Genomic DNA, 23,499 nt, shown 5'->3' with positions numbered 1-23,499 from the left:
GAGCGAGACCACATCAACGACGACGTGGTCGCAGCAGACCTGGAGGACATCAGTTGAAGACCAAGGGCGCCATCCTGTGGGGAGTCGGCCAGGAGTGGTCGATCGAGGAGATCGAGATCGGGGACCCCCGCGCCAACGAGGTCACCGTGGAACTGGCGGCCTCCGGGCTGTGCCACTCCGACGAGCACCTGGTCACCGGGGGCACCCCGGTCGGCTCCTACCCGGTGCTCGGCGGGCACGAGGGCGCCGGCGTCATCACCGAGGTGGGCCCGGGCGTCACCGGGCTGGCCGTCGGCGACCACGTCGTCACCGCGTTCATCCCGGCCTGCGGGCAGTGCCCGCCGTGTTCCAACGGCCACCAGAACCTGTGCGACCTCGGCGCCAGCCTGCTGGCCGGGACGTCGATCTCCGACGGCTCCTACCGGGTCCAGGCCGGCGGCAAGGACGTCGTCCCGATGTGCCTGCTCGGCACGTTCGCGCCCTACATCACCGTGCACCAGGCGTCGGTGGTCAAGATCGACCCGAGCATCCCGCTGGAGGTGGCCGCACTGGTCGGCTGCGGCGTGACCACGGGCTGGGGCTCGGCGACCAAGGTGGCCGACGTCCGGCCGGGTGAGACGGTCGTGATCATGGGCGCCGGCGGCGTGGGCATGAACGCCATCCAGGGCGCCGCGGCCGCCGGGGCGCTGCGGGTGGTGGTGATCGAGCCGGTCGCCGGGAAGCACCAGTGGGCCAAGGACTTCGGCGCCACCCACGTTTTCTCCAGCGTCGAGGAGGCCACCCCGGTGGTCAACGAGATGACCTGGGGCCGGATGGCGGAGAAGGCGATCATCACCGTCGGCGACATCCAGGGGGAGGACGTCCAGGCCGCGGTCTCGATGATCGGCAAGGGCGGCCGGGTCGTCGTCACCGGCATGGGCAACGCAGCCAACATGGACGTGAAGCTCAACCTGTTCGAGTTCACCCTGCTGCAGAAGGACCTGCAGGGCGCGATCTTCGGCGGTGCGAACCCGCGCGCGGAGATCCCCGCCCTGCTCGCCCTCTACCAGGCAGGTCAGCTCAAGCTGGACGGGCTGGTGACCCAGAAGTACTCCCTGGCGGAGATCAACCAGGGGTACCAGGACATGCGCGAGGGCAAGAACATCCGCGGGATGGTCGTCTACACCGACGCCGACCGCTGACCGAGCCCGCGCCCCGTCGGTGGACGGGGCGCGGGCCGCACGGCGGCACCCGCCTGCGCCGGGTCCAGCGGGACAGCGGAGCGCAACACCGCCGCCCCCAGACGCAGGATGCCGTCCGTCCGCGGCGCGCACCGCACCCCGCCGCGCCCCCGCAGGCCGCGGTGGGCACCGGGCGCGAGCACCAGGTCCATCCAGGCGCACGGGTGGGCCGGCCGCCCACCGGCGAGGACGACGACCCCCTCGCCGCAGTCCAGGCTGAACAGCTGCCCGCGCAGCGCCTCGACCTCCGCACCCCGAAGCACGACGTTGCGGCGGGCCGCGAGCGGGTCGAACGGTTGGTTGCCCAGCTCCTGCGCCAGGGCCTCCAGCGCCTCGACCGCCAGCACGGTCACCGAGGCGTCCCGGTGGGCGGGCCGGCCGAAGTAGCGGTCACCGACGACCCCCAGGCCGGCGCGCACCTCGATCCGGTCCTGTGACTCCACGGGGCGGGCCGCGACCTCGGCGTCCGGCCGCCCGTCGTAGCGGTGCGCCGGCGAGGCGAGCAGCCCGACGACCTCGACGTCGCAGCGGTACGGCAGGTCGTCGTCCGTCACCCGCCGATCGTCCCCCTCCTCGACCACCAGGATGGCCGTTCTGGTGGTCGAGGAGGGGCCGAAGTCGCGATATCGGCCCCTCTCAGCGGTCAGCGGTGCGGTGGATGGGGCCGGCGACCTCGGCCAGCCGCTCACCGGTGCCGCCCCAGCGGCCCGCGATGATCTCCGCGGCGATCGAGACGGCGGTCTCCTCCGGGGTGCGGGCGCCCAGGTCCAGCCCGATCGGGGAGGCGAGACGGACCAGTTCGTCCTCGGCCAGCCCGGCCTCGCGCAGCCGCGCCAGCCGCTCGTCGTGGGTGCGCCGGGAGCCCATCGCACCGACGTAGGCCACCGGCAGCCGGAGCGCGACCTCCAGCAGCGGGACGTCGAACTTCGGGTCGTGGGTGAGCACGCACAGCACCGTGCGCTCGTCGAGCGCCCCGGCGTCCACCTGGGCCTGCAGGTACTTGTGCGGCCACTCCACGACGACCTCGTCGGCGTCGGGGAAGCGGCGGGCGGTGGCGAACACCGGCCGGGCGTCGCAGACGGTGACCCGGTAGCCGAGGAAGGACCCCACCCGGGCGACGGCGGCGGCGAAGTCGATCGCGCCGAAGACGACCATCCGGGCCGGTGGGGCGAAGGAGGAGACGAACAGCGTCAGCTCGTCGCCGCGCCGCTCGCCGTCGTGGCCGTAGGTGAGGGTCGCCGTCCGGCCGGCGGCGAGCATGCCGCGGGCGTCGTCGGCGACGGCGTCGTCCAGCCGCTGGAGGCCGAGCGTGCCCGAGGCACGGTCCGGCCAGAGCACCAGCCGCTTGCCCAGCCGGTCGGCCGGGCCCTTGACGCAGGTGACGACGGCGACCGGCTCGTGCGCACCCACCGACGCGGCGACGTCGCCGAGCTCGGGGAAGGACTCCCGGGAGATCGCCTCCACGTAGACGTCGAGGATCCCGCCGCAGGTCAGGCCGACGGCGAAGGCGTCGTCGTCGCTCACCCCGTACCGCTCCAGGGTGGGTTCGCCGCTGGTGAGGACGTCCTGCGCCTCGGCGTAGACCGCGCCCTCGACGCAGCCGCCGGAGACGCTGCCGACCGCCGTCCCGTCCGGACCGACCAGCATCGACGCCCCCGCCGGTCGCGGCGCGGAACGCCAGGTGGCCACCACGGTGCCCACGCCGACGGTCTCCCCCGCCTGCCACCACCCGACCAGGTCATCGAGTACATCGCGCATCTGCGTCCTCCTGTCGGTCGGCCTCGGGCAGAGGCTCGCCGCGAGCTTGCGAGTGGTGAGGGGACCGAGGTCCTTCAGGCATGAGACTCCTCCTGTCGGCCTCGGGCAGAGGCTCGCCGTGAGCGTGCGAGTGGTGAGGAGCCCGGGATCCTCTCGATGACCCTCGCCAGTTCCTCGAAGGCGGCAAGGCTGTGCCCGGCGACGAAGCAGTCGATCGACGGCAGCGCCGCCACCATCCCGCCGGTCAGCGGCTCGTAGCCGGCCCGGCCCTTGTGCGGGTTCACCCAGACGACGGCGTGCGCCAGCCGGGCCAGCCGGGTCATCTGCTCGCCCAGCAGCTCCGGCCCCCCGCGCTCCCAGCCGTCGCTGCAGACCACCACGATCGCGCCGCGGGCGGTGCCGCGCTGGCCCCAGCGGTCCAGGAAGGCCTTGAGCACCTCGCCGATCCGGGTGCCGCCGGACCAGTCGGGGATCGCCGAACCGCTGGCGGCCAGCGCCTTGTCCGGGTCCCGCAGCCGCAGCTCGCGGGTCACCCGGGTCAGCCGGGTGCCGATGGTGAACACCTCGGTGCTGGCCGGCCGGGCCCGGACGGCGGCGTGCGCGAACCGCAGGAGCGCGTCGGCGTAGGGGCTCATCGACCCGGAGACGTCGATCAGCAGCACCACCCGGCGCGGGCGCGGGCGGGCCCGGTGGTGCACCAGCCGGGTGATCTCCCCGCCGTCGCGGAGCGCCCGCCGGACCGTGCGCGCCTGGTGGATGGAGCCGTGCGCCGAGGGGCTGCGGCGCCGCGACGCACGCATCGGGGTGGCCGGGGCGAGCAGGGCGAACAGCCGGCGCAGCTGGTCGCGTTCGGCGACGGTCAGCTCGGCGACGTCCCGGTGCCGGAGCACCTCCTCGCCGCTGGCCTGGGTGGCGAGCTCGGTGGGCTCCCCGCCCTCCTGACTGCCCTCGCCGGTCTGCAGCGGCGCGGACTGGGCCACCCGCTGCTCCTCCGCCCCCGACGGCCGCCGCGCCCGCGGCGCCTCGCCCCCGAAGTACGCGGCGAACCCGGCGTCGTAGCGCTCCAGGTCGTCGGGGCTCGCGCAGAGCGTCAGCCGACCGGACCAGTAGACGGCGGTGGGGTCCAGCACGTCGAGGTGGGCGACGGCGGCCAGCATCGCCTCGACCCGGTCGGGGGAGGCGTCGACGCCGGAGTGCCGCAGCGTGCGGGCGAACCCGAGCACCGTGGTGACGACGTCCCGCCGCTGGTCAGCCGCCACCGAAGAGCGCTCCCCGGGCGAGTGCGTGCACGCGGTCGGTGTCCTCCCGGTACTTCAGCACCGCGCCCAGCGTGCGGGCCGCGGTGTCCGGGTCGAGCTCGCGGGCGCCGAGGGCGTGCAGTGCGGTGGCCCAGTCCATCGCCTCGGCCACGCCGGGCGGCTTGAGCAGGTCGAGCTCGCGGAGCCGGGCCGTGGCGCGGGCGACCTGGCGGGCCAGCTCCTCGGTGACGTCGGGCAGCCGGCGGCGCAGGATCGCCACCTCGCGATCGAAGTCGGGGTGCTCCAGCCAGTGGTAGAGGCAGCGGCGCTTGAGCGCGTCGTGCACCTCGCGGGTGCGGTTGGAGGTGAGGACGACGAGCGGCGGGGTCTCCGCGCGGATCGTCCCCAGCTCCGGGATGGAGATGGTGAAGTCGCTGAGCACCTCGAGCAGGAACGCCTCGAACTCGTCGTCGGCCCGGTCGACCTCGTCGATCAGCAGCACCGAGGGGGAGTCCTCCAGCGCCTGCAGCAGCGGGCGGGCCAGCAGGAACCGCCGGTCGTAGAGAGAGGCCTCCAGCTCCTCGGCGCGCTCGGCGGCACCGGCGGCCTCGGCGGCGCGCAGGTGCAGCAGCTGACGGCCGAAGTCCCAGTCGTAGAGGGCGTGGCTGGCCTCCAGCCCCTCGTAGCACTGCAGCCGGTAGATCGGCCGGCCGGTGACGTCGGCGAGCGCGCGGGCCAGCGCCGTCTTGCCGACCCCGGCCTCCCCCTCGAGGAACAGCGGCCGGTGCATCACCAGCGCCAGGTAGGCCGCCGTCGCCAGGCCCTCGTCGGGCAGGTAGCCGGTGGCCTCGAGCGACGCGGCCAGCGCAGCGGGGTCGGCGGGCAAGGTGGGCTCGGTCACAGGTCGCAGCATCCCACCCGCGCCCCGGCCGTGATCAGTCCGCCGTCATCACCGTCAGGTAGTCGTCGTAGCTGGCGATGACGTCTTCCAGGTCCAGGGTCTCCGGGAAGTCGGCGACGTCCTGGTGCTTGCGCAGGAACTGCACGGTGCGCAGCACCACGTCCTCCTCGTCGTCGGAGCCCAGCTGGTCCATCACCTCGGGCGTCACCGTGAACCAGGTGCGCACGTCCTCCAGCTCGCTCAGCTGGGTCACGAGGTAGCCGTGCTCACCCTGGGCATCGATCTCGATGTCGTCGGCCATGCACTCCGACCTACCCGCGCGTCGGCGACGAAACGCCCGGACTGCGGTCAGCGCGGGCGCCGACACAGGCCGAGACGGCAGGCAGGCACGAGGAACGAAGGCTCAGAACGGCGGCGGCTCGTCGAGCGGGTCCAGCGGTGGTGGCGCGCCGGGTGGTGGTCCGGGCTCCGGGTTCGGGGGGTGTGATCGGGAGCCGGGTGATCGCTGGCCTGGCGGGCGAGTGATGCGCGTGACCCCGGAAGGTGTCGTGACGTGCAGGGCGCCGTCTCTGTCCATCCGGTACTGCCAGCCGGGGGCGAAGGTCTTGAGTCGGTGGTGGCTACGACACAGGCAGCAGAGGTTGGCGCAGTCGGTCGCCCCGCCGCAGGCGTGGGCGGTGACGTGGTCCAGATCTGTCCAGCCGACCCGTTGCCCGCAGTTGGGGAACCGGCAGCGCCGGTCGCGGGTGGTGACGAAGGCCCGTTGCCGGTCGGTGGGCCGGTAGGCAGCGGTCACCGGCGGCGGCCCGAGGACCACACAGTCACAGGCCTCGCTGACATCCCGGCCGGCGGTGTCCACGGTCCACTCGGCGGCGCCGGTGCTGCCACTGTCGGGGTGCTGGGGACAGCCGCGGCGGGCCAGCCGGGCCAGCTCGGCGGGCGTCACCGTGGCCAGCAGCTGCCCGTCCGGCCCCGTGAGGGCGTAGGTGAGGGTCCCGCCGTCGGGGGCGGTGAGGCCGAGGGCGCCGACTCGGGCCAGGAGTTCGCGGAGGTGGGTGGCGGTGATCGACAGCCCGTTCACCTCACCCGGGGCACTGCTCGCCCCGGCCAGCGCTGCCAGCTCGGCGATGACCGTGAGGTTCACGGCCACCGCGGGCAGCCCGGAGTCGGCAGGGCGGCGGATCAACAGCGACAACACGTGCGCCCGCAGCGCCCCGATCGGGCGAGGATCGCCATCGGCCTTGAGCATTCGGGCCAGTTGGTCGAGCAGGTCGTGGCACTCCACGGCCTCATCGGTGGGCAGGTCCGCGGCCAGCATCGACCGCCCGTCGGTGGGCGAGGGGTGCACCCGTACGTCGGCGGTCTTCTCCGCCTCTGCCCGACGCTCCTCGGCGGCGGCGGCGTCCAGCCGGAGCAGCTCCTCGGTGGCGCGCCTCTCCAGCCGGGCCACCGACAGACCGGCCGCCTCACCGAGCAGCGCGTCCTCGACCTGCCCGGCGATCTGCGCCGGGGTGTGTTCCAGGACGTCGGCCAGCACATGGGCCCGCCGCTCATCCAGCTCCCCGGCCGCCAGAGCGGTGACGGTGCCCGGGAGCTTCTGCGACCAGGTCAGTGCCCGCCGCAACCGCACCGCCGCGGTCCCGCGACCCAGGTTCAGCACCGCGGACAGCTCGGCGAGGAAGAACTCGCTGATCTCGGCGCCACCGGACTCACTGGCCCAGCCCGGCCGTCGGGCACCCGGCCCATCCGGGTCCGGGGTGGCAGGCCGCCGACCGGCCAGCTCCAGGATCAGCTCTGCCTCCTCTGCGGCCTCCATCGCCCGCCGCCGCTGCACGCCCTGCAACCGGGCCGCCACCCGCTCATCAGAGGACAGCCCCGCCAGGTCGCGGTGCGACTCGCCGGTGAAGAAGACGTCGACCACCGCGCCCAGCGGGCCGGAGAAGGGAGCCGTCGTCGTCACGCATCGAACATACGTTCGAGGTCCGACGGTTTCGGGGAGGAACGGGGTCACCGGCGGGTCGAGCCGCTTCGCCGACTGTTGAGCCGTGTCGGGGCCCGGCCCCACGGTCGGTCCGGCGGCTCAAGGTCGGCCGGGCCCGAGGCCGTCGAGCAAGATGGGGCCCATGCCGGACCTCTCCCTCGGTGACGACCTGCGGGCCTTCGTCGACGCCTCCCCGTCCCCGTCGCACGCTGTCGCGGAGCTGGCCCGGCGGCTGGGTGCGGCCGGCTTCACCGAGCTGACCGAGGCCGACCGGTGGGAGCTGGCCCCCGGCGGGCAGCACTTCGTCGTCCGGCACGGCAGCCTGATCGCCTTCCGGGTGGGCAGCGCGTCGCCGGCCGAGGCGGGGCTGCGGCTGGTCGGCGCACACACCGACTCCCCCACGTTCAAGGTGCGGCCGCGGGACGACGTCCGGCAGGCCGGGTACCGGCTGGTCGGCGTCGAGCCCTACGGCGGCGGGCTCTGGCACACCTGGCTGGACCGGGAGCTCACCGTGGCCGGGCGGGTCGCATTGCGTGGCGGCGGCACCGCCCTGGTCCGGCTGCCGGGTGCGCCCCTGCGACTGCCGTCCCTGGCGATCCACCTGGACCGCGGCGTCCGCGACGGTCTGAAGCTGGACCCGCAGCGCGAGCTGGTGCCGGTGTGGTCCCAGGACGTGGGCACCGAGCCGGGCCTGCGGGAGGCGCTGGCCGCCGCGGTGGGCGCGGCCGTGCAGGACGTCGTCGGGCACGACCTGGTGCTCGCCGACACCCAGCCGGCCGCCCGCACCGGCGCCGACGGCAGCTGGGTCGCCGCACCACGGCTGGACAACCTGGCCAGCTGCCACGCCGGGGTGACGGCGCTGGTCGCCGCGGCGGCCACCCGCCGCACCCAGCTGCTGGTCGCCAACGACCACGAGGAGGTGGGCAGCGGCTCGATGTCCGGGGCCCGCGGCAGCTTCCTGGAGGACGTCGTCCGTCGGCTGGTGGCGGTCCTGGACGCCGATGACCCGCAGGCGCTCCCCCGGGCCCTGGCGCAGTCCCGGCTGGTCTCGGCGGACATGGCCCACGCGCTGCACCCCACCCGGGCCGACCGGCACGAGCCGGGCCACCAGCCGCAGCTGGGCGGCGGGCCGGTGCTGAAGGTGAACGCGAACCAGGCCTACGCCACCGACGCCGTCACCAGCGGCTGGTTCGCCGATCGCTGCGCGGAGGCATCGGTGCCGGTGCAGTGGTTCGTCACCCGGGCCGACCTGCCCTGCGGGAGCACGATCGGCCCGCTGACGGCGACCCGGCTGGGCGTCGCGACGGTCGACGTCGGCGCGCCGATGCTGGCCATGCACTCGGCCCGGGAGCTGGCCTCGGCCCTCGACGTCCCGCTGATGGTCGGCGCGCTGACCGCCTGCTTCACCGACTGACCGGTCCCCAGGGGAGGGTCAGGCGTCGATGCGCCGGCGGCCCGGGGCCCGGCCGACCCCGATCGCGACGAGGAGCGAGCCGAGGAACAGGCCCACGGCGATCAGCAGGGCGCCCACCATGAAGAGCCCGGTCTCGTCCTGGAGGGCTGCGTCGACCGTCCAGCAGAGGGTGAACGGCACGGTCACCATCAGCGCCGCGACCAGTGGCCGCCGCACCCACCCGGCCAGCACCGCGGCGGCCAGCAGCGTCAGCACGCAGCCGACCACCTGCCACGTCTCGTAGGGGCCCGAGGTCGTGCTGGTCTCCGGGTCGAACTGGTACTCCCGGTCCCAGGCCAGCCACGCGACCCAGGCGAGCACGCTGAGCCCGGCCGCGCCGGCGGTCAGGGCGGTTCGACGTCCGGTCATGCGCCGCAGGATAGGGCCGATCGAGCCCGATCAGGCGCGCGCCGCGATCGCGGCGAGGTCCAGGCCGGGGTCGAGGGCGCCGTACCCCAGGCTGCGGTCGGGCCCGAGCCGGGCAGAGACGAAGGCGTCGGCGACGGCGGCCGGTGCCTCACGGATCAGCACGGCGCCCTGCAGGGCGAGCGCCAGCGCCTCCACGACCCGGCGGGCGTGCTGCGGCGCGCTCCCCGGGTCCGCCTGCACCCGGCCGATCAGGGCCCGGGTCGCCTGCACATGGGCGTCGAAGACCCGGTGCTGCCCCAGCGCCGAGGAGACCTCCCGGTCGACGGCGGCCACCGACCCCGGCTCACGGGCCATCGCCCGGAGGACGTCGAGAGCGATCACGTTCCCCGAGCCCTCCCAGACCGCCATCACCGGCTGCTCCCGGTAGCGGCGGGCCAGCGGGAACGCCTCGGTGTAGCCGTTGCCGCCCAGGCACTCCAGCGCCTCGTAGGCGTGGTGCGGCCCGCGCTTGCAGACCCAGTACTTGGCCACCGCGGTGGCCAGCCGGCGGAACGCGACCGACTCGGCGTCCTCGTGGTCGTAGGCCGCGGCCACCCGGAGCGCGGTCCAGGTGGCGGCCTCGGCCTCCAGCTGCAGGTCGGCGACGACGGCGGTCATCGCCGGCTGGTCGATCAGGGTGGCGCCGAAGGCGCTGCGGTGCCGGGTGTGCCAGGCCGCCTCGGCGACGGCCTGCCGCATGCCGGCCGCGCTCCCCAGCACGCAGTCCAGCCGGGTCTGGCCGACCATCTCGATGATGGCGCGGACGCCGCGCCCCTCCTCGCCGACGAGCCACGCGACGGTGTCCTCGAGCTCGATCTCCGAGGAGGCGTTCGACCGGTTGCCCAGCTTGTCCTTGAGCCGCTGGATGCGGAACACGTTGCGGTCACCGCCCGGCAGCACCCGGGGCACCAGGAAGCAGGAGAGGCCGGCGGCGGTCTGGGCGAGCACCAGGAAGGCGTCGGACTGCGGGGCCGAGCAGAACCACTTGTGCCCGGTCAGCCGCCAGGTGCCGTCGCCGGCGTCGACCGCCCGGGTGGTGTTGGCCCGCACGTCCGAGCCGCCCTGCTTCTCGGTCATCGCCATGCCGAAGACCGCCGAGGTCTTGGTGGCCGGGTCGCGCAGCTCGGGGTCGTAGTCCCGGGAGAACACCCGGGGCAGCCACTCGTCGGCCAGCTCCGGCGTCGTCCGCAGCGAGGGGACGACGGCGTGGGTCATGCTCACCGGGCAGGCGTGCCCGGGCTCGACCTGGGCAAAGAGCATGAACACCGCCGCACGGGCGACGTGCGCACCGGGCCGCGGGTCGGACCAGCAACTGGTGTGCGCGCCGTGCGCGACCGCCGCGCTGCTGATCCGGTGGTAGGCGGGGTGGAAGTCGACCGCGTCGACCCGGTTGCCCCAGCGGTCGTGGCCGGCGAACACCGGCGGGTGGGTGTTCGCCAGCTCGGCGTCCCGCTGGAAGTCGGCCTGCCCGACGAGCGACCCGACCTCGGCGAGGTGGCCGTCCGCCCACCCGGCGTCGTAGCGCGCGACGGCCTCGGTCAGCGCCGGGTTGGTCGAGTACTCGTCCAGGCCGACCCGCGGCGGCGCCTGGTTGAGGACCTCGTGCGTGCTGCCCACTGCGCCTCCTCGCCGACCTGGTCCGACCCCCGTCCCGCTTCCCCAGGAGTGGACCACGGCCCGCCGGGTGAACGGGTAGCAACCGTCAGGTGGCGACTTGTTGCAACCGACTCGCAACGACTACGGTCCTGCGAGGTCTTCGCAACAAGCGGGGTCCGCCGCCGTCCGAACGGAGCCCCGTTGTCCTCCCGCGCCCGATCCCTGGTGGCCCTCACCGTGACCACGGCAGCGCTCACCGCCTGCACCGCGCCCGGCACGGGCGGCAGCACCGGCGGCGACGAGGCCGACTCCGACCGCTTGGTGCTGGCCGACGCCTACGAGCCCGAGCTGTTCAACCCGGTCACCGGCCACGGCGAGACCGGGTACTCCCGGGTCTACGACGGCCTGGTCCGCCTCACGGGCGGCAGCGCGGGCATCCCCGAGCTGGAGCCGTCGCTGGCCACCGAGCTGCCGCGCGGGAACGCCGACGCCACCGAGTGGACCGTCCCGCTGCGCGAGGGCGTCACCTTCAGCGACGGGACCACGTTCGACGCCGCGGACGTCGCGGCCACCTACGCGGCGGTGCTCGACCCGGCGTCGGCCTCCCCCATCGCCGGCAGCTACGCGATGGTCGACAGCGTCGAGGCCGTCGACCCGCAGACCGTCGTCTTCCGGCTGGCGTACCCCTACGTGCCCTTCCCGAGCAAGCTGCTGCTCGGCATCGCGCCCGCCGAGGCGCTGGCCACCCCGGGCCCGGCGGAGGCCTCCCCGCTGAACACCGCCCCGATCGGCACCGGCCCGTACGTGCTGGCCGAGCGCCAGGGCGACCAGACCGTCTTCCGGGCCAACCCGGACCACTGGGACGGCGCCCCGGAGGTCGAGGAGCTGGTGGTGGTGTACGTCCCCGACGACAACACCCGTGCGCAGCGGATGGCCAGCGGCGAGTTCGACGGGACGACGCTGCCGCCACTGCTGGCCGAGACCCTCGCCGACGACGAGGGGCTGACCGTGGTCGGCCACCCGTCGGCCGACTGGCGCGGGGTCGCCCTCCCCGCCGGCGACCCGGTCACCGGCGACCCGGCCGTGCGGCTGGCGCTGAACGCCGCCGTCGACCGCGACGCGATCGTCGAGTCGGTGCTCGGCGGCCACGGCGAGGCGGCATCCACGTTCGTGCCGGCGGTGTTCGGCGAGTTCACCGACCCGTCGGCCGTCTTCACCCACGACCCGGACGAGGCCCGGCGGCTGCTGGACGAGGCCGGCTGGGTGCCCGGCCCGGACGGCGTCCGGGTTCGTGACGGGCAGCGGGCGGAGTTCACCGTCATGTACTTCCCGGAGGACACCCTGCGCCGCGACCTCGCCCAGGCCTTCGCCTCCGACGCCCTCGCGGTCGGCGTCGAGGTGGACCTGGAGGCGGTGGACCGGCCGCAGTTCCGCCCCCGGATCCCGGTCGACGGGTCGCTGCTCGGCGGCGGTGACGTCCCGTACGACCCCGACACCCAGCTGTACGCCGCCCTGCACTCCTCGTTCACCGCCGACGGCGTGGGCGGCCCGTTCGACAACCCGAGCGACTACCGCAACCCGACCGTGGACGCCGCCCTGGACCGGGCCCGCCGCAGCACCGACCAGGCCGAACGGGTCGCCGACTACCGCGAGGTCCAGCGGCAGCTCGTCGCCGACCCGCCGGCGGTGGTGCTCGTCTTCCTCGAGCACGTCTACGTGATGAAGGACGACGGCTGGACCGGCACCGAGCCGGTGCTGGAGCCGCACTCGCACGGGGTCAGCTGGGGCCCGTGGTGGAACCTGCGTGACTGGCGGCGCGACGGGTGACCCTCACCGAGCTCCCCGCCCCCCGCGTGGACGACGCCGCGCCTGCCGCACCCCGGCCCCCGCGGGTGCGGTGGCGGGCGGCCGGGCGGCTGGCCCGGCGCCGGCTGCTGTTCGTCGTCCCGGTGCTGGTCGTCGTCTCCGGCGGCGTGTTCGCCGTCGCGGACGCCTCGCCGTTCGACCCGCTCGCCGGGTACCTGGGCGACCGGTACCTGACCGCCAGCGAGCAGGCCCAGGCCCGGATCGCCGACGAACTGGGCACCGGGCGCCCCTGGTGGCAGCAGTACGGCGACTGGCTGGGCGGGCTGCTCACCGGCGACCTGGGGGTGTCCCGCTCCTTCGGGCAGCCGGTGGCCCAGGTGCTGGCCGAGCGGCTGCCGTGGACGCTGCTGCTGACCGGCGTGTCGCTGGGCCTCGCCGTCCTCACCGCGCTGCTGCTCGGCACCTGGAGCGCCGCCCGCCGCGGCGGCTGGGTCGACCGGGTGGTCACCTCGACCTGCCTGCTGCTGCAGGCCGTGCCGCCGTTCGTCATCGCCCTCGGCGCGGTGGCGCTGTTCGCCCTCGGGCTGGCCTGGCTGCCGGTCGCCGGGCTCACCGACGCCGGCGCCGAGCTCACCGTCGGCCAGGTGGCCCGGCACCTGGTGCTGCCGGCCGCCGTCCTCGCCGCCTCGCAGCTGCCCTGGCTGCTGCTCAACGTGCGCCAGTCGCTGCTGGCCGCGCTCGCCGACGACGCGGTGCTCGCCGCCCGCGCGCGGGGGCTGGCGGAGTCGACGGTCGTGTTGCGGCACGCCCTGCCCACCGCGCTGCTGCCGTTCGTGACCCTGCTGGGCGCCCGGCTGCCCGAGCTGGTCGTCGGCGCGGTGCTGGTCGAGGAGGTGTTCAGCTGGCCGGGGCTCGCCCAGGCCGTGGTCACCTCCGCCGTCGAACTGGACTTCCCGCTGCTGGCGGTGCTGACCCTGCTGACCACCGCCGCCGTCCTGCTCGGCTCGCTGCTGGCCGACGTGGCCTACGTGCTGCTGGACCCCCGGGTGGCCGCAGATGGCTGACCGCCGCCTGCGCGCCGGCGTCGTCCTGCTGGTGCTGCTGGCCGGCTACGCGCTGCTGGTGCCCTGGCTGGCCGGGGTCGACGACCGGGTCACCGACTTCGCCGCCGCCCGGCAGGGCCCCAGCTGGGCGCACCTGTTCGGCACCGACTCCGCCGGACGGGACCTGTTCGTCCGCACCGCCGCCGGGCTGCGGGTCTCCCTGTTCATCGCCGTGGTCTGTGCGCTGCTGTCGGTGCTGATCGGCGCCCTGGTCGGGGCGCTGTCCGCGGCCGCCGGCGGCTGGGTCGACCGGCTGACGATGCGGGTGGTCGACGGGGTGAACGCCGTGCCGCACCTGCTGCTGGGCATCGTGCTGGTCGCGCTGTTCCGCGGCAGCCTGGTCGCGATCATCGCCTCGATCGCGCTGACCCACTGGACGCAGGTGGCCCGGATCGTCCGGGCGGAGGTGCTGTCGTTGCGCGACCGCGAGCACGTGGACGCCGCCCTGCTCGGCGGGGCGACCCGCTGGCGGGTGGTCCGCCGGCACCTGCTGCCCGCCGCCCTGCCGCAGGCGCTGGTCGCCGCCGTGCTGCTGCTGCCGCACGCGGTCTGGCACGAGTCGACGCTGAGCTTCCTGGGGCTCGGACTGCCCCCGCACGCGGCCAGCCTGGGCACGCTGCTGCAGGAGGCCCGCAGCTCGCTGCTGCTCGGCGGCTGGTGGACGCTGGTCTTCCCCGCGCTCGGCCTGGTGCTGGCCACCCTGGCCGTGGCCGCGATCGGTGCCGCCCTGCGCGACCGCGCCGCCCTCCCCGAGCGCGCCGGAGCCCAGCTGTGACCGCCCCCGCGCTGACCGTCTCCGACCTCTCCGTGCGCTTCCCGACCGGCCAGAGGGCCAGTCGGGGCGCCGGCAGCGCCGTGCACGCCGCCACCGACGTCTCCTTCGCGCTGCGCCCGGGCCGGGTGCTCGCGCTGGTCGGGGAGAGCGGCTGCGGGAAGTCGGTGCTGGCCGCCGCGCTGCTGCGGCTGCTGCCCGCCGACGCCGTCGTCACCGGGCGGGCACTGCTCAGCACGGACGGTCCGGCCGTCGACCTGCTGACCGCGCCCGGCCGGGTGCTCCGCCGGACGGTCCGCGGCCGGCGGGTCGCGCTCGTCCCGCAGTCGGCGGCGACCGCGCTCACGCCGGTGCGGACCGTGCGGGCCCAGCTGGAGGAGACGGTCGGCGAGCTCACCCCGGGCGTGGACCGCCGGCAGCGCGCCGACGAGCTGGCGATCCGGGTCGGGCTGGCCCCGGCCGACCTGGACCGCCACCCGCACGAGCTCTCCGGCGGCATGGCGCAGCGGGTGGTCACCGCCCTCGCACTGGCCGGCGACCCCGAGGTGGTGCTGGCCGACGAGCCGACCGCGGGGCTGGACCGCCCGCTGGTCGACCGGACCCTGCGACTGCTGCGCGAGGTGGCCGACGCCGGGTGCGCCGTCCTGCTGATCACCCACGACCTGGGCGCCCTGCAGCGCTCGCCCGGGCTCGTCGACGACCTGGCGGTCATGTACGCCAGCCGACTGGTCGAGACCGGCCCGGCCGGCGCCGTGCTCGCCGCCCCGGCGCACGACTACACCCGCGCCCTGCTGGGCGCGCTGCCCGCCGGTGGGCTGGTCCCGATCCCCGGGTCCCCGCCCGCGCTGACCGACCTGCCGCCGGGGTGCGCCTGGCACGCCCGCCGTCCGGACAGCGGGCCGTGCGACGGCGGCGGGACCGTGCACGTCGACGGCCTCCGGGCCACCCGCTGCCGACCGCCGGGAGGCGCCCCGTGCTGACCCTGACCGGCGTCGACGCCGGGTACGAGCCGGGCCGCCCGGTGCTGCGCGGCGTCGACCTGCGGGTGGCCCCCGGGGAGGTGGTCGGCCTGTCCGGGCCCAGCGGCACGGGCAAGACCACCCTCGCCCGGGTCGCCGCCCTGCTGCTGGCGCCGCAGCGGGGCACGGTCGAGATCGACGGCGTCGGTGCCTCCGGCGTCCGCTACGCCCGGGACCCGCGGCTGCGCACCGCCGTCGGGATGGTCTTCCAGTCGCCCCGCCGCTCGGTCGACGCCCGGCTGCGGCTGCGCGACGTGATCGCCGAGCCGCTGCGGCTGCGCGGGCTGGCCACCGCGGCGCGGGCCGGCGCGACGGCGCGGACCGAGCGCGTCGCCGAGCTCGCCGGCCGGGTGGGGCTCACCGCCGACCTGCTCGACCGGCGGCCGCACGAGGTGAGCGACGGGCAGCTGCAGCGCGCCTGTCTGGCCCGCAGCCTGGCGTCCGGGCCGCGGTACCTGGTCTGCGACGAGATGACCGCGATGCTCGACGCCTCGACGACGGCCGCGCTGGTCGGCGTGGTCGGCGCCGAGGTGCGCGCCGGACGGCTCGGCGTGCTCGCCATCAGCCACGACGACGCCCTGCTCGACGTCTGGGCCGACCGCGTCGTCGCCCTGGGGGCGGCAGTCGCGGGACCGGCCTGATCCGCGGCCCGGGGGTTCAGCTCGGCACGCCCTGGGCAGGGCGCGAGGGTGGGGCCGCGGACGGCGGCCCGGCTCGACGACGGATGGGGTGACGATGCAGGCGACCTTCGTGGTGCTCGGCGGGACGGGCGACCTCACCGGGCGCCTGCTTCTCCCGGGGCTGGCCCAGCTGGTCCAGGCCGACGCGCTCGACGGCGGCGTCGACGTGCTGGCGGTGGGCCGGGACGACTGGTCGGAGCAGCAGTACCGGGAGTGGGCGGGCGACCGACTCGCCGAGCACGGCGCACAGGTGCCCGAGCAGGCCCGCGACCAGCTGGTCGGCCGGCTCGGCTACCAGCGCGGTGACGTCACCTCCCCCGACGACCTCCGGCAGGTGCTGGCCCGGGTGCGGGGCCGCCCGGTGCTCTACCTGGCCCTGCCGAACACCGTCTTCCTCCCCACCCTCGAGGCGCTCACCGAGGTCGAGCTCCCCGAGGGGACGACGATCGCCGTCGAGAAGCCCTTCGGTCGCGACGAGGCCGACGCCCGGCAGCTCAACGCCGTCCTGCACCGGCTGGTCCCGGAGGCGCAGGCGTTCCGCACCGACCACTTCCTGGCCAAGCAGACCGTGCTCAACGTGCTCGGGCTGCGCTTCGCCAACCGGCTGTTCGAGCCGGTCTGGAACGCCTCCCACATCGACCGGGTGGAGATCGTCTTCGACGAGACGCTGGGCCTGGAGGGGCGCGCCGGGTACTACGACGGGGCGGGTGCGCTGCGCGACATGCTGCAGAACCACCTGCTCCAGCAGCTGTCCATCGTCGCGATGGAGCCGCCGAACGCGGTCGACGGCCCGAGCCTGGCCGCACGCAAGGCCGACGTGCTGCGCGCGGTCCGCCCCCCGGCCGACATGGCCCGGGACACCGTCCGCGGGCGGTACACCGCCGGGACGGTGGAGGGCCGGGAGCTGCCCGACTACACCAGCGAGGAGGGGGTCGACCCGGCGCGGGAGACCGAGACCCACGCCGAGTTCACGGTGACGATCGACAACTGGCGCTGGGCGGGCGTCCCGTTCCGGCTGCGCAGCGGCAAGGCGCTCGGCGCGGGCCGGCGGGAGATCGCCGTCTGGTTCAAGCCGGTGCCGCACCTGGCCTTCGGCGACCAACAGCTCGAGTCCGACGTGCTGCGGCTGGGGCTCGACCCGGACCACGTCACCCTGGAGCTCAACCTCAACGGGGCGGGCGAGCCGTTCGACCTCGAGCGCCGCGCCCTGGACATCGACCTGGCCCCGAACGACCTGTCGGCCTACGGCCTGCTGCTCCGGGAGGTGCTGGCCGGGGACGCCACGCTGTCGATCAGCGACGTGGAGGCCGAGCAGTCCTGGCGGATCGTCGAACCGGTCCTGGCCGCCTGGGCGAAGGGCGAGGTGCCCCTGCAGGAGTACCCGGCCGGGTCGTCCGGCCCCGCCGCGGGCTGAGGCGCCTACGTCGGGGGCTCCAGCTGGAACAGCCGGTGGACCACCTCCACCCAGGCGCTCCGCACCTCCGCGGGCCGGTCCGCCACGAGGTCCCGGATGCAGGCCAGCACCCCGCGCCCCTCGCCGACGACGCCCTGGAAGGCCAGGCCGAACACCAGCGACCGGATCTCCTCGAGCTGCAGACCGGCATCGATCAACGGCTGGACGACCCACTGGTGTTGGTCCCTCGCGAGCGACTCCACACCAGACGTTCTCCGCGAAAGGCCGACTCGGATGCAGACGGCCGGATGCAGTCACGACGGGACCGGCGGCAGGTCCCCGGTCGCGCGCACGTAGCGTGAGGGCATGAGCCGTTCCCGCCGAGACCCCGGCACGCTCCCCGCACTGGCGCCCACTGGCCTGCGGATCGTCGCCCTGGGTGGGCTGGGTGAGATCGGCCGCAACATGACCGTCTTCGAGCACGCCGGCAAGCTGCTGATCGTCGACTGCGGCGTGCTCTTCCCCGAGGAGCACCAGCCGGGGATCGACGTGATCCTCCCCGACTTCACCTCCATCCGGGACCGGCTGGACGACGTGGTGGCGGTCGTGCTGACCCACGGGCACGAGGACCACATCGGCGGCGTCCCCTACCTGCTGCGGGAGCGGCGGGACATCCCCGTCATCGGGTCGAAGCTGACGCTGGCCTTCATCGAGGCCAAGCTCAAGGAACACAAGATCACCCCGGTGACCGAGCAGGTCGCGGAGGGCGACGAGCTGCGGCTCGGCCCCTTCGACCTGGAGTTCCTGGCGGTCAACCACTCCATCCCCGACGCGCTCGCCGTGGCGATCCGCACCGCGGCCGGCCTGGTGCTGCACACCGGCGACTTCAAGATGGACCAGTTCCCCCTGGACCAGCGGATCACCGACCTGCGCGGCTTCGCCCGGCTCGGCGAGGAGGGGGTCGACCTCTTCCTCACCGACTCCACCAACGCCGACGTGCCCGGCTTCACCACGTCCGAGGGTGAGCTCACCCCGGCGATCGACACGGTCTTCCGGACCGCGCCCAAGCGGGTCATCGTCTCCAGCTTCGCCAGCCACGTGCACCGGATCCAGCAGGTGCTCGACGCCGCGCACCAGCACGGCCGCAAGGTCGCCTTCGTCGGCCGGTCGATGGTCCGGAACATGGGGATCGCCCGCGACCTGGGCTACCTGCGGGTGCCCAAGGGACTGGTCGTGGACATGAAGGTGCTGGAGAAGCTGCCCGCCGACCAGGTGTGCCTGATCTGCACCGGCTCCCAGGGCGAGCCGATGGCGGCGCTGTCCCGGATGGCCAACCGGGACCACGTCATCCGGATCTCCGAGGGCGACACCGTGCTGCTGGCCAGCTCGCTGATCCCGGGCAACGAGAACGCGATCTACCGGATCATCAACGAGTTCACCAAGATCGGCGCCAACGTCGTCCACAAGGGCAACGCCAAGGTGCACGTCTCCGGGCACGCCAGCGCCGGCGAACTCGTGTACTGCTACAACCTCGTCAAGCCGCGCAACGTCATGCCGGTGCACGGGGAGTGGCGGCACCTGCGGGCCAACGCCGACCTGGCGATCCGCACCGGGGTCCACCCGAACGGGGTGGTCATCGCCGAGGACGGCTCCGTGGTCGACCTGGTCGACGGTCGGGTCTCCATCACCGGCAAGGTGCCCGCGGGCAACGTCTACGTCGACGGCTCGACCGTCGGCGGGGCGACCGAGGCCTCGCTCAAGGACCGGCGCACCCTGGCCGAGGAGGGCGTCATCACGGTCGTGGCGATCGTCGACGCCAACACCGGCCAGCTCGTCGAGGCCCCCGACTTCCTGGCCCGCGGGTTCGTCCACGAGGCGGAGTCCTTCGATGCGGCGGTGCCGCTGATCGAGCGGGAACTGGCCCGGGCGGCGGCCGACGGCGTCAAGGACGCCACCCAGCTGGAGCAGCTGATCGCCAAGGCCGTCAGCAACTGGGCGAACCGGTCCCACCGCCGCACGCCGATGATCATCCCGGTGGTCATCGACGCCTGACCGGGTCGCCCGGATCACAGTGCGCCGACACCCCACTCTCCCCTTGCGTGAGGGTAGGGTGTCGGCGGCGGGAGCTGCTTCGCTGCCGTCCTGATCCGGACCACCGCTGTTCCGGGCATCCACGCCCGCGCCTGCCCGGCGCACGACCCGAACACGGTGGCATGTCCTCCTCTACCGCACTGTCCGCGCCCCGCCGACCCGCCTGGCTCGCGCCGAAGGTGGCCCGCACCGAGGTGCTCGCCGGCCTCGTGGTGGCCCTCGCGCTGATCCCCGAGGCGATCAGCTTCTCCATCATCGCCGGCGTCGACCCCCGGGTCGGTCTCTTCGCCTCGTTCACGATGGCGGTGGTGATCGCCTTCACGGGTGGCCGTCCGGCGATGATCAGCGCCGCCACCGGGGCGATCGCGCTGGTCGTCGCCCCGCTGGTGCGCGACCACGGCCTGGAGTACCTGCTGGCCGCGGTCGTCCTCGGCGGGGTGTTCCAGGTCCTGCTGGGACTGGCCGGCTTCGCCCGGTTGATGCGCTTCGTCCCGCGCAGCGTGATGATCGGCTTCGTCAACGCGCTGGCCATCCTGATCTTCACCGCGCAGCTGCCGTACCTGGTCGACGTGTCCTGGCTGGTCTACCCGATGGTGGCCGCCGGCCTGGCGATCATCTTCCTGCTCCCGCGGCTGAGCTCCGCCGTCCCGGCTCCGCTCGTCTCGATCGTGGTGCTCACCGGGCTCACCGTCGCGGTCGGCCTCACCGTGCCGAACGTGGGCGACCAGGGCGAGCTGCCCGACAGCCTGCCGTTCTTCGGCATCCCCGACCTGCCCCTCACCTGGGAGACGCTGAGCATCATCGCCCCCTACGCCCTGGGCGTGGCGTTCGTCGGGTTGATGGAGTCCCTGCTGACGGCCAAGCTGGTCGACGACCTGACCGACACCCACTCGGACAAGACCCGGGAGTCCTGGGGGCAGGGCGTGGCCAACATCGTCACCGGCTTCTTCGGCGGCATGGGCGGCTGCGCCATGATCGGCCAGACGATGATCAACATCCGGTCCGGTGCGCGGACCCGGCTGTCGACCTTCCTCTCCGGGGTGTTCCTGCTGATCCTGGTCGTCGCCCTCGGCGACATCGTCGCGATCATCCCGATGGCTGCGCTGGTGGCCGTGATGATCTTCGTGGCCATCGCCACCTTCGACTGGCACAGCCTGCGGACCATCCACCGGATGCCCCGCAGCGAGACGATCGTGATGCTCTCCACCATCGCGGTCACCCTGTGGACCCACAACCTCGCCATCGGGGTCGGCACCGGCGTGCTGGTCGCCTGCGTGCTGTTCGCCCGCCGGGTCGCCCACCTCGTCGAGGTCACCAGCACGACCAGCCCGGACGGGACGACGCGCCACTACGCCGTCCACGGCGCCCTGTTCTTCGCCTCCAGCAACGACCTGTACCAGCAGTTCGACTACGCCGACGACCCCACGGACGTGGTCATCGACCTGTCCGGCGCGCAGGTCTGGGACGCCTCGACCGTCGCCACCCTGGACGCGATCACCCACAAGTACGAGACGCGTGGCAAGAGCGTGCAGATCGTGGGCCTGAACGAGCACTCGGCCGACCGCTTCGCGCGGCACACCGGCCAGCTCGCCGGGGGGCACTGAGATGGCCGGGCGCGGCGAGCTGATGCAGATCGGCCAGGTCGCCGAGCGGATCGGGCTGAGCCTGCGCACCATCCGGTTCTACGAGGAGAACGGGCTGGTCGTCCCCACGAGCCGGACCGAGGGGGGCTTCCGGCTCTACAGCGAGGCCGACGTCGCCCGCTTCGAGGTGATCAAGCGGATGAAGCCGCTGGGCTTCTCGCTGGAGGAGATGCAGGAGCTGCTCACCCTGCTGCACGACCTGGAGCAGGCCACCGGCGACCGCGCGCAGCTGCTGGCCCGGCTGCAGGAGTTCCACGAGGCGGCGGTGGCGCGGGTCGCCGCGCTGCGCGAGCAGCTGGCCGTCGCCGAGGGGTTCGCCGGCACGCTGGCCGACCGGTTGGCGGCCCACCGCTAGGACGGGACGCGGGTCACCCGACCCGGCTTTGCATGGTCATACATGCGAATGCATACTTGTGTCCATGTCCAAGGTGCTCACGTCCCTGCCCGTCGGCGAACGCGTCGGCATCGCCTTCTCCGGCGGCCTCGACACCTCGGTCGCGGTGGCCTGGATGCGCGACAAGGGCGCCGTCCCCTGCACGTACACCGCCGACATCGGCCAGGCCGACGAGCCCGACATCGGCTCGGTTCCCGGCCGGGCCAGCGCCTACGGCGCCGAGCTGGCCCGGCTCGTCGACTGCCGGTCCGCCCTGGTGGAGGAAGGGCTCGCGGCGCTGACCTGCGGGGCCTTCCACATCCGCTCCGGCGGCCGCAGCTACTTCAACACCACCCCGCTGGGCCGGGCGGTCACCGGCACGCTGCTGGTGCGCGCGATGCTGGCCGACGGCGTCCAGATCTGGGGCGACGGGTCGACCTACAAGGGCAACGACATCGAGCGGTTCTACCGCTACGGCCTGCTGGCCAACCCCTCGCTGCGGATCTACAAGCCGTGGCTGGACGCCGACTTCGTCACCGAGCTCGGCGGCCGCAAGGAGATGTCGGAGTGGCTGGTCGCCCACGGCCTGCCCTACCGGGACAGCGCGGAGAAGGCCTACTCCACCGACGCCAACATCTGGGGCGCGACGCACGAGGCGAAGACCCTCGAGCACCTGGACACCGGCATCGAGACCGTCGAGCCGATCATGGGCGTGAAGTTCTGGGACCCGGCGGTCGAGATCGCCACCGAGGACGTCACGATCGGCTTCGAGTACGGCCGGCCGGTGACGATCAACGGCAAGGAGTTCGCCACCCCGGTCGACCTGGTGCTGGAGGCCAACGCGATCGGTGGCCGGCACGGCCTGGGGATGTCCGACCAGATCGAGAACCGGATCATCGAGGCCAAGAGCCGGGGCATCTACGAGGCCCCGGGCATGGCCTTGCTGCACATCGCCTACGAGCGGCTGGTCAACGCCATCCACAACGAGGACACGCTGGCCAACTACCACAGCGAGGGCCGCCGACTGGGCCGGCTGATGTACGAGGGCCGCTGGCTGGACCCGCAGGCGATGATGCTGCGCGAGTCGCTGCAGCGCTGGGTCGGCATGGCCGTCAGCGGCGAGGTCACCGTGCGGCTCCGGCGCGGCGAGGACTACTCGGTGCTGGACACCTCCGGCCCGGCCTTCAGCTACCACCCGGACAAGCTGTCCATGGAGCGCACCCAGGACTCCGCCTTCGGGCCGGTCGACCGGATCGGCCAGCTGACCATGCGCAACCTGGACATCGCCGACTCGCGCGCCAAGCTGGAGCAGTACGCCCGGATGGGCATGGTCGGCGGCGCCACCCCGACCTCCATCGGGGCGGCGCAGGCCGCCGCCACCGGGCTGATCGACGCCAGCGAGCAGGGCGGCGCGGAGGCGATCGCCTCCCGCGGCCGGGTCTCCGAGCACGACGAGCTGCTGGACCGTGCGGCGATGGAGGCCGGCACCGACTGACCCGGCAGCGGCCGGTCCCGGGCGCCGTCCCGGCACCGCGTCAGGGACGGGCCGGTCCGGCACCTGGGAGACTCGGGCCGTGCCCTCCCACCGCTGCCCGTGCAGCACCGGCCTGCCCTACGACGAGTGCTGCGGCCGGCTGCACGCGGGAGCGGCGACCGCGGCGACGCCCGCGCAGCTGATGCGCTCCCGCTACAGCGCCTTCGCCGTCGGCGACGCCGGCTACCTGCTGAGCACCTGGCACTCCACCACCCGGCCCGACGGCCTCGAGCTCGACCCGGCGGTGCGCTGGACCGGGCTGGAGGTGCTGGCCGCGAGCGGCGGCGCCCTGCTGGCACCGGATGGCACGGTGGAGTTCCGGGCCCACCACCGCACCGGCGGGGTGCCGGGGGTGCAGCACGAGCTCAGCCGGTTCGCCCGCGAGAACGGGCAGTGGCGGTACGTCGACGGGGTGTCGCTGGACTGAGCCGGCGGATGCTCCACGTGGAACATCCGCCCCGACCGGCGCCCCGGTGGCCGGCCCTGCTTGGGTGGGCCCCGGAGACCCCGCCCATCCCCAGCCCCGGGAG

The 23,499-nt window shown here is 74.1% G+C and carries 22 protein-coding genes; 13 read left to right on the top strand and 9 right to left on the bottom strand.

Annotated elements, in window-relative coordinates; translation table 11 throughout:
- The first annotated feature begins 53 nt into the window (after positions 1 to 53).
- A complete protein-coding gene (locus O2W16_RS05805; protein ID WP_269157856.1) occupies positions 54 to 1,181 on the top strand; it encodes an NDMA-dependent alcohol dehydrogenase in 1,128 nt (375 codons plus the stop codon).
- Here the strand turns inward: O2W16_RS05805 and O2W16_RS05800 are convergent.
- The 6 genes from O2W16_RS05800 to O2W16_RS05775 all read right to left on the bottom strand — a co-directional run bounded on the left by O2W16_RS05800 (position 1,160) and on the right by O2W16_RS05775 (position 7,077).
- Positions 1,160 to 1,774, bottom strand: coding sequence for an MOSC domain-containing protein (locus tag O2W16_RS05800; RefSeq protein WP_269157855.1), 615 nt, complete (start codon positions 1,772 to 1,774; stop codon positions 1,160 to 1,162). The genes O2W16_RS05805 and O2W16_RS05800 overlap by 22 nt on opposite strands.
- A gap of 82 nt (positions 1,775 to 1,856) precedes the next feature.
- Positions 1,857 to 2,978: an XdhC family protein gene (locus O2W16_RS05795; RefSeq protein WP_269157854.1), complete on the bottom strand. Its 1,122-nt coding sequence runs from the start codon at positions 2,976 to 2,978 to the stop codon at positions 1,857 to 1,859.
- Positions 2,979 to 3,052: 74 nt separating this feature from the next.
- A complete protein-coding gene (locus O2W16_RS05790; protein WP_269157853.1) occupies positions 3,053 to 4,237 on the bottom strand; it encodes a vWA domain-containing protein in 1,185 nt (394 codons plus the stop codon).
- Entirely contained in the window at positions 4,227 to 5,117 is an 891-nt protein-coding gene (locus O2W16_RS05785; RefSeq protein WP_269157852.1) for an AAA family ATPase, read from the bottom strand. Before O2W16_RS05785 ends, O2W16_RS05790 begins: the two co-directional genes overlap by 11 nt.
- A gap of 34 nt (positions 5,118 to 5,151) precedes the next feature.
- Positions 5,152 to 5,418, bottom strand: a complete 267-nt coding sequence (locus O2W16_RS05780; protein WP_269157851.1) for a hypothetical protein — start codon at positions 5,416 to 5,418, stop codon at positions 5,152 to 5,154.
- A 102-nt stretch (positions 5,419 to 5,520) separates the two neighbouring features.
- The gene (locus O2W16_RS05775; protein ID WP_331253736.1) at positions 5,521 to 7,077 is read right to left on the bottom strand and encodes an HNH endonuclease signature motif containing protein; all 1,557 of its coding nucleotides are present in this window, start codon (positions 7,075 to 7,077) and stop codon (positions 5,521 to 5,523) included.
- Between the two features lie 163 nt (positions 7,078 to 7,240).
- Here O2W16_RS05775 and O2W16_RS05770 point away from each other — a divergent pair, with 163 nt between their 5' ends.
- Positions 7,241 to 8,512, top strand: a complete 1,272-nt coding sequence (locus tag O2W16_RS05770) for a M18 family aminopeptidase (protein WP_269157850.1) — start codon at positions 7,241 to 7,243, stop codon at positions 8,510 to 8,512.
- Between the two features lie 18 nt (positions 8,513 to 8,530).
- Here the strand turns inward: O2W16_RS05770 and O2W16_RS05765 are convergent, their stop codons facing one another.
- Positions 8,531 to 8,920 (bottom strand): hypothetical protein, encoded by a 390-nt coding sequence (locus tag O2W16_RS05765; protein ID WP_269157849.1) that lies wholly within the window; start codon positions 8,918 to 8,920, stop codon positions 8,531 to 8,533.
- A gap of 30 nt (positions 8,921 to 8,950) precedes the next feature.
- Positions 8,951 to 10,576, bottom strand: a complete 1,626-nt coding sequence (locus O2W16_RS05760) for an acyl-CoA dehydrogenase family protein (protein WP_269157848.1) — start codon at positions 10,574 to 10,576, stop codon at positions 8,951 to 8,953.
- A gap of 216 nt (positions 10,577 to 10,792) precedes the next feature.
- Here O2W16_RS05760 and O2W16_RS05755 point away from each other — a divergent pair, with 216 nt between their 5' ends.
- The 6 genes from O2W16_RS05755 (at position 10,793) to O2W16_RS05730 (ending at position 17,349) form a co-directional block, all read left to right on the top strand.
- Positions 10,793 to 12,382 (top strand): ABC transporter substrate-binding protein, encoded by a 1,590-nt coding sequence (locus tag O2W16_RS05755; protein ID WP_269157847.1) that lies wholly within the window; start codon positions 10,793 to 10,795, stop codon positions 12,380 to 12,382.
- Positions 12,379 to 13,425, top strand: coding sequence for an ABC transporter permease (locus tag O2W16_RS05750; RefSeq protein ID WP_269157846.1), 1,047 nt, complete (start codon positions 12,379 to 12,381; stop codon positions 13,423 to 13,425). The genes O2W16_RS05755 and O2W16_RS05750 overlap by 4 nt, the downstream gene beginning before the upstream one ends.
- Positions 13,418 to 14,239: an ABC transporter permease gene (locus O2W16_RS05745; RefSeq protein ID WP_269157845.1), complete on the top strand. Its 822-nt coding sequence runs from the start codon at positions 13,418 to 13,420 to the stop codon at positions 14,237 to 14,239. Before O2W16_RS05750 ends, O2W16_RS05745 begins: the two co-directional genes overlap by 8 nt.
- Positions 14,236 to 15,216 (top strand): ABC transporter ATP-binding protein, encoded by a 981-nt coding sequence (locus O2W16_RS05740; protein ID WP_269157844.1) that lies wholly within the window; start codon positions 14,236 to 14,238, stop codon positions 15,214 to 15,216. Before O2W16_RS05745 ends, O2W16_RS05740 begins: the two co-directional genes overlap by 4 nt.
- Complete coding sequence (locus tag O2W16_RS05735; protein ID WP_269157843.1) at positions 15,210 to 15,896, top strand: ABC transporter ATP-binding protein; 687 nt, start codon at positions 15,210 to 15,212, stop codon at positions 15,894 to 15,896. Before O2W16_RS05740 ends, O2W16_RS05735 begins: the two co-directional genes overlap by 7 nt.
- A gap of 94 nt (positions 15,897 to 15,990) precedes the next feature.
- Entirely contained in the window at positions 15,991 to 17,349 is a 1,359-nt protein-coding gene (locus O2W16_RS05730; protein WP_269158118.1) for a glucose-6-phosphate dehydrogenase, read from the top strand.
- 5 nt (positions 17,350 to 17,354) lie between these two features.
- Here O2W16_RS05730 and O2W16_RS05725 read toward each other — a convergent pair whose 3' ends face one another.
- A complete protein-coding gene (locus O2W16_RS05725; protein WP_269157842.1) occupies positions 17,355 to 17,546 on the bottom strand; it encodes a hypothetical protein in 192 nt (63 codons plus the stop codon).
- A 148-nt stretch (positions 17,547 to 17,694) separates the two neighbouring features.
- Between O2W16_RS05725 and O2W16_RS05720 the strand changes: the two genes are divergently transcribed.
- The 5 genes from O2W16_RS05720 to O2W16_RS05700 all read left to right on the top strand — a co-directional run bounded on the left by O2W16_RS05720 (position 17,695) and on the right by O2W16_RS05700 (position 23,396).
- Entirely contained in the window at positions 17,695 to 19,380 is a 1,686-nt protein-coding gene (locus tag O2W16_RS05720) for a ribonuclease J (protein ID WP_269157841.1), read from the top strand.
- 161 nt (positions 19,381 to 19,541) lie between these two features.
- The gene (locus O2W16_RS05715) at positions 19,542 to 21,023 is read left to right on the top strand and encodes a SulP family inorganic anion transporter (RefSeq protein WP_269157840.1); all 1,482 of its coding nucleotides are present in this window, start codon (positions 19,542 to 19,544) and stop codon (positions 21,021 to 21,023) included.
- A 1-nt stretch (position 21,024) separates the two neighbouring features.
- Entirely contained in the window at positions 21,025 to 21,417 is a 393-nt protein-coding gene (locus tag O2W16_RS05710) for a MerR family transcriptional regulator (RefSeq protein ID WP_269157839.1), read from the top strand.
- Between the two features lie 64 nt (positions 21,418 to 21,481).
- Positions 21,482 to 22,930: an argininosuccinate synthase gene (argG, locus tag O2W16_RS05705; RefSeq protein WP_269157838.1), complete on the top strand. Its 1,449-nt coding sequence runs from the start codon at positions 21,482 to 21,484 to the stop codon at positions 22,928 to 22,930.
- 79 nt (positions 22,931 to 23,009) lie between these two features.
- Entirely contained in the window at positions 23,010 to 23,396 is a 387-nt protein-coding gene (locus O2W16_RS05700; protein WP_269157837.1) for a YchJ family protein, read from the top strand.
- Positions 23,397 to 23,499 lie beyond the last annotated feature (103 nt).

Source organism: Modestobacter sp. VKM Ac-2984 (assembly GCF_026967985.1).
Lineage (GTDB): Bacteria > Actinomycetota > Actinomycetes > Mycobacteriales > Geodermatophilaceae > Modestobacter.
Note: the sequence above shows the minus strand (reverse complement) of the source record. Positions and strands in the feature narration are given on the sequence as shown.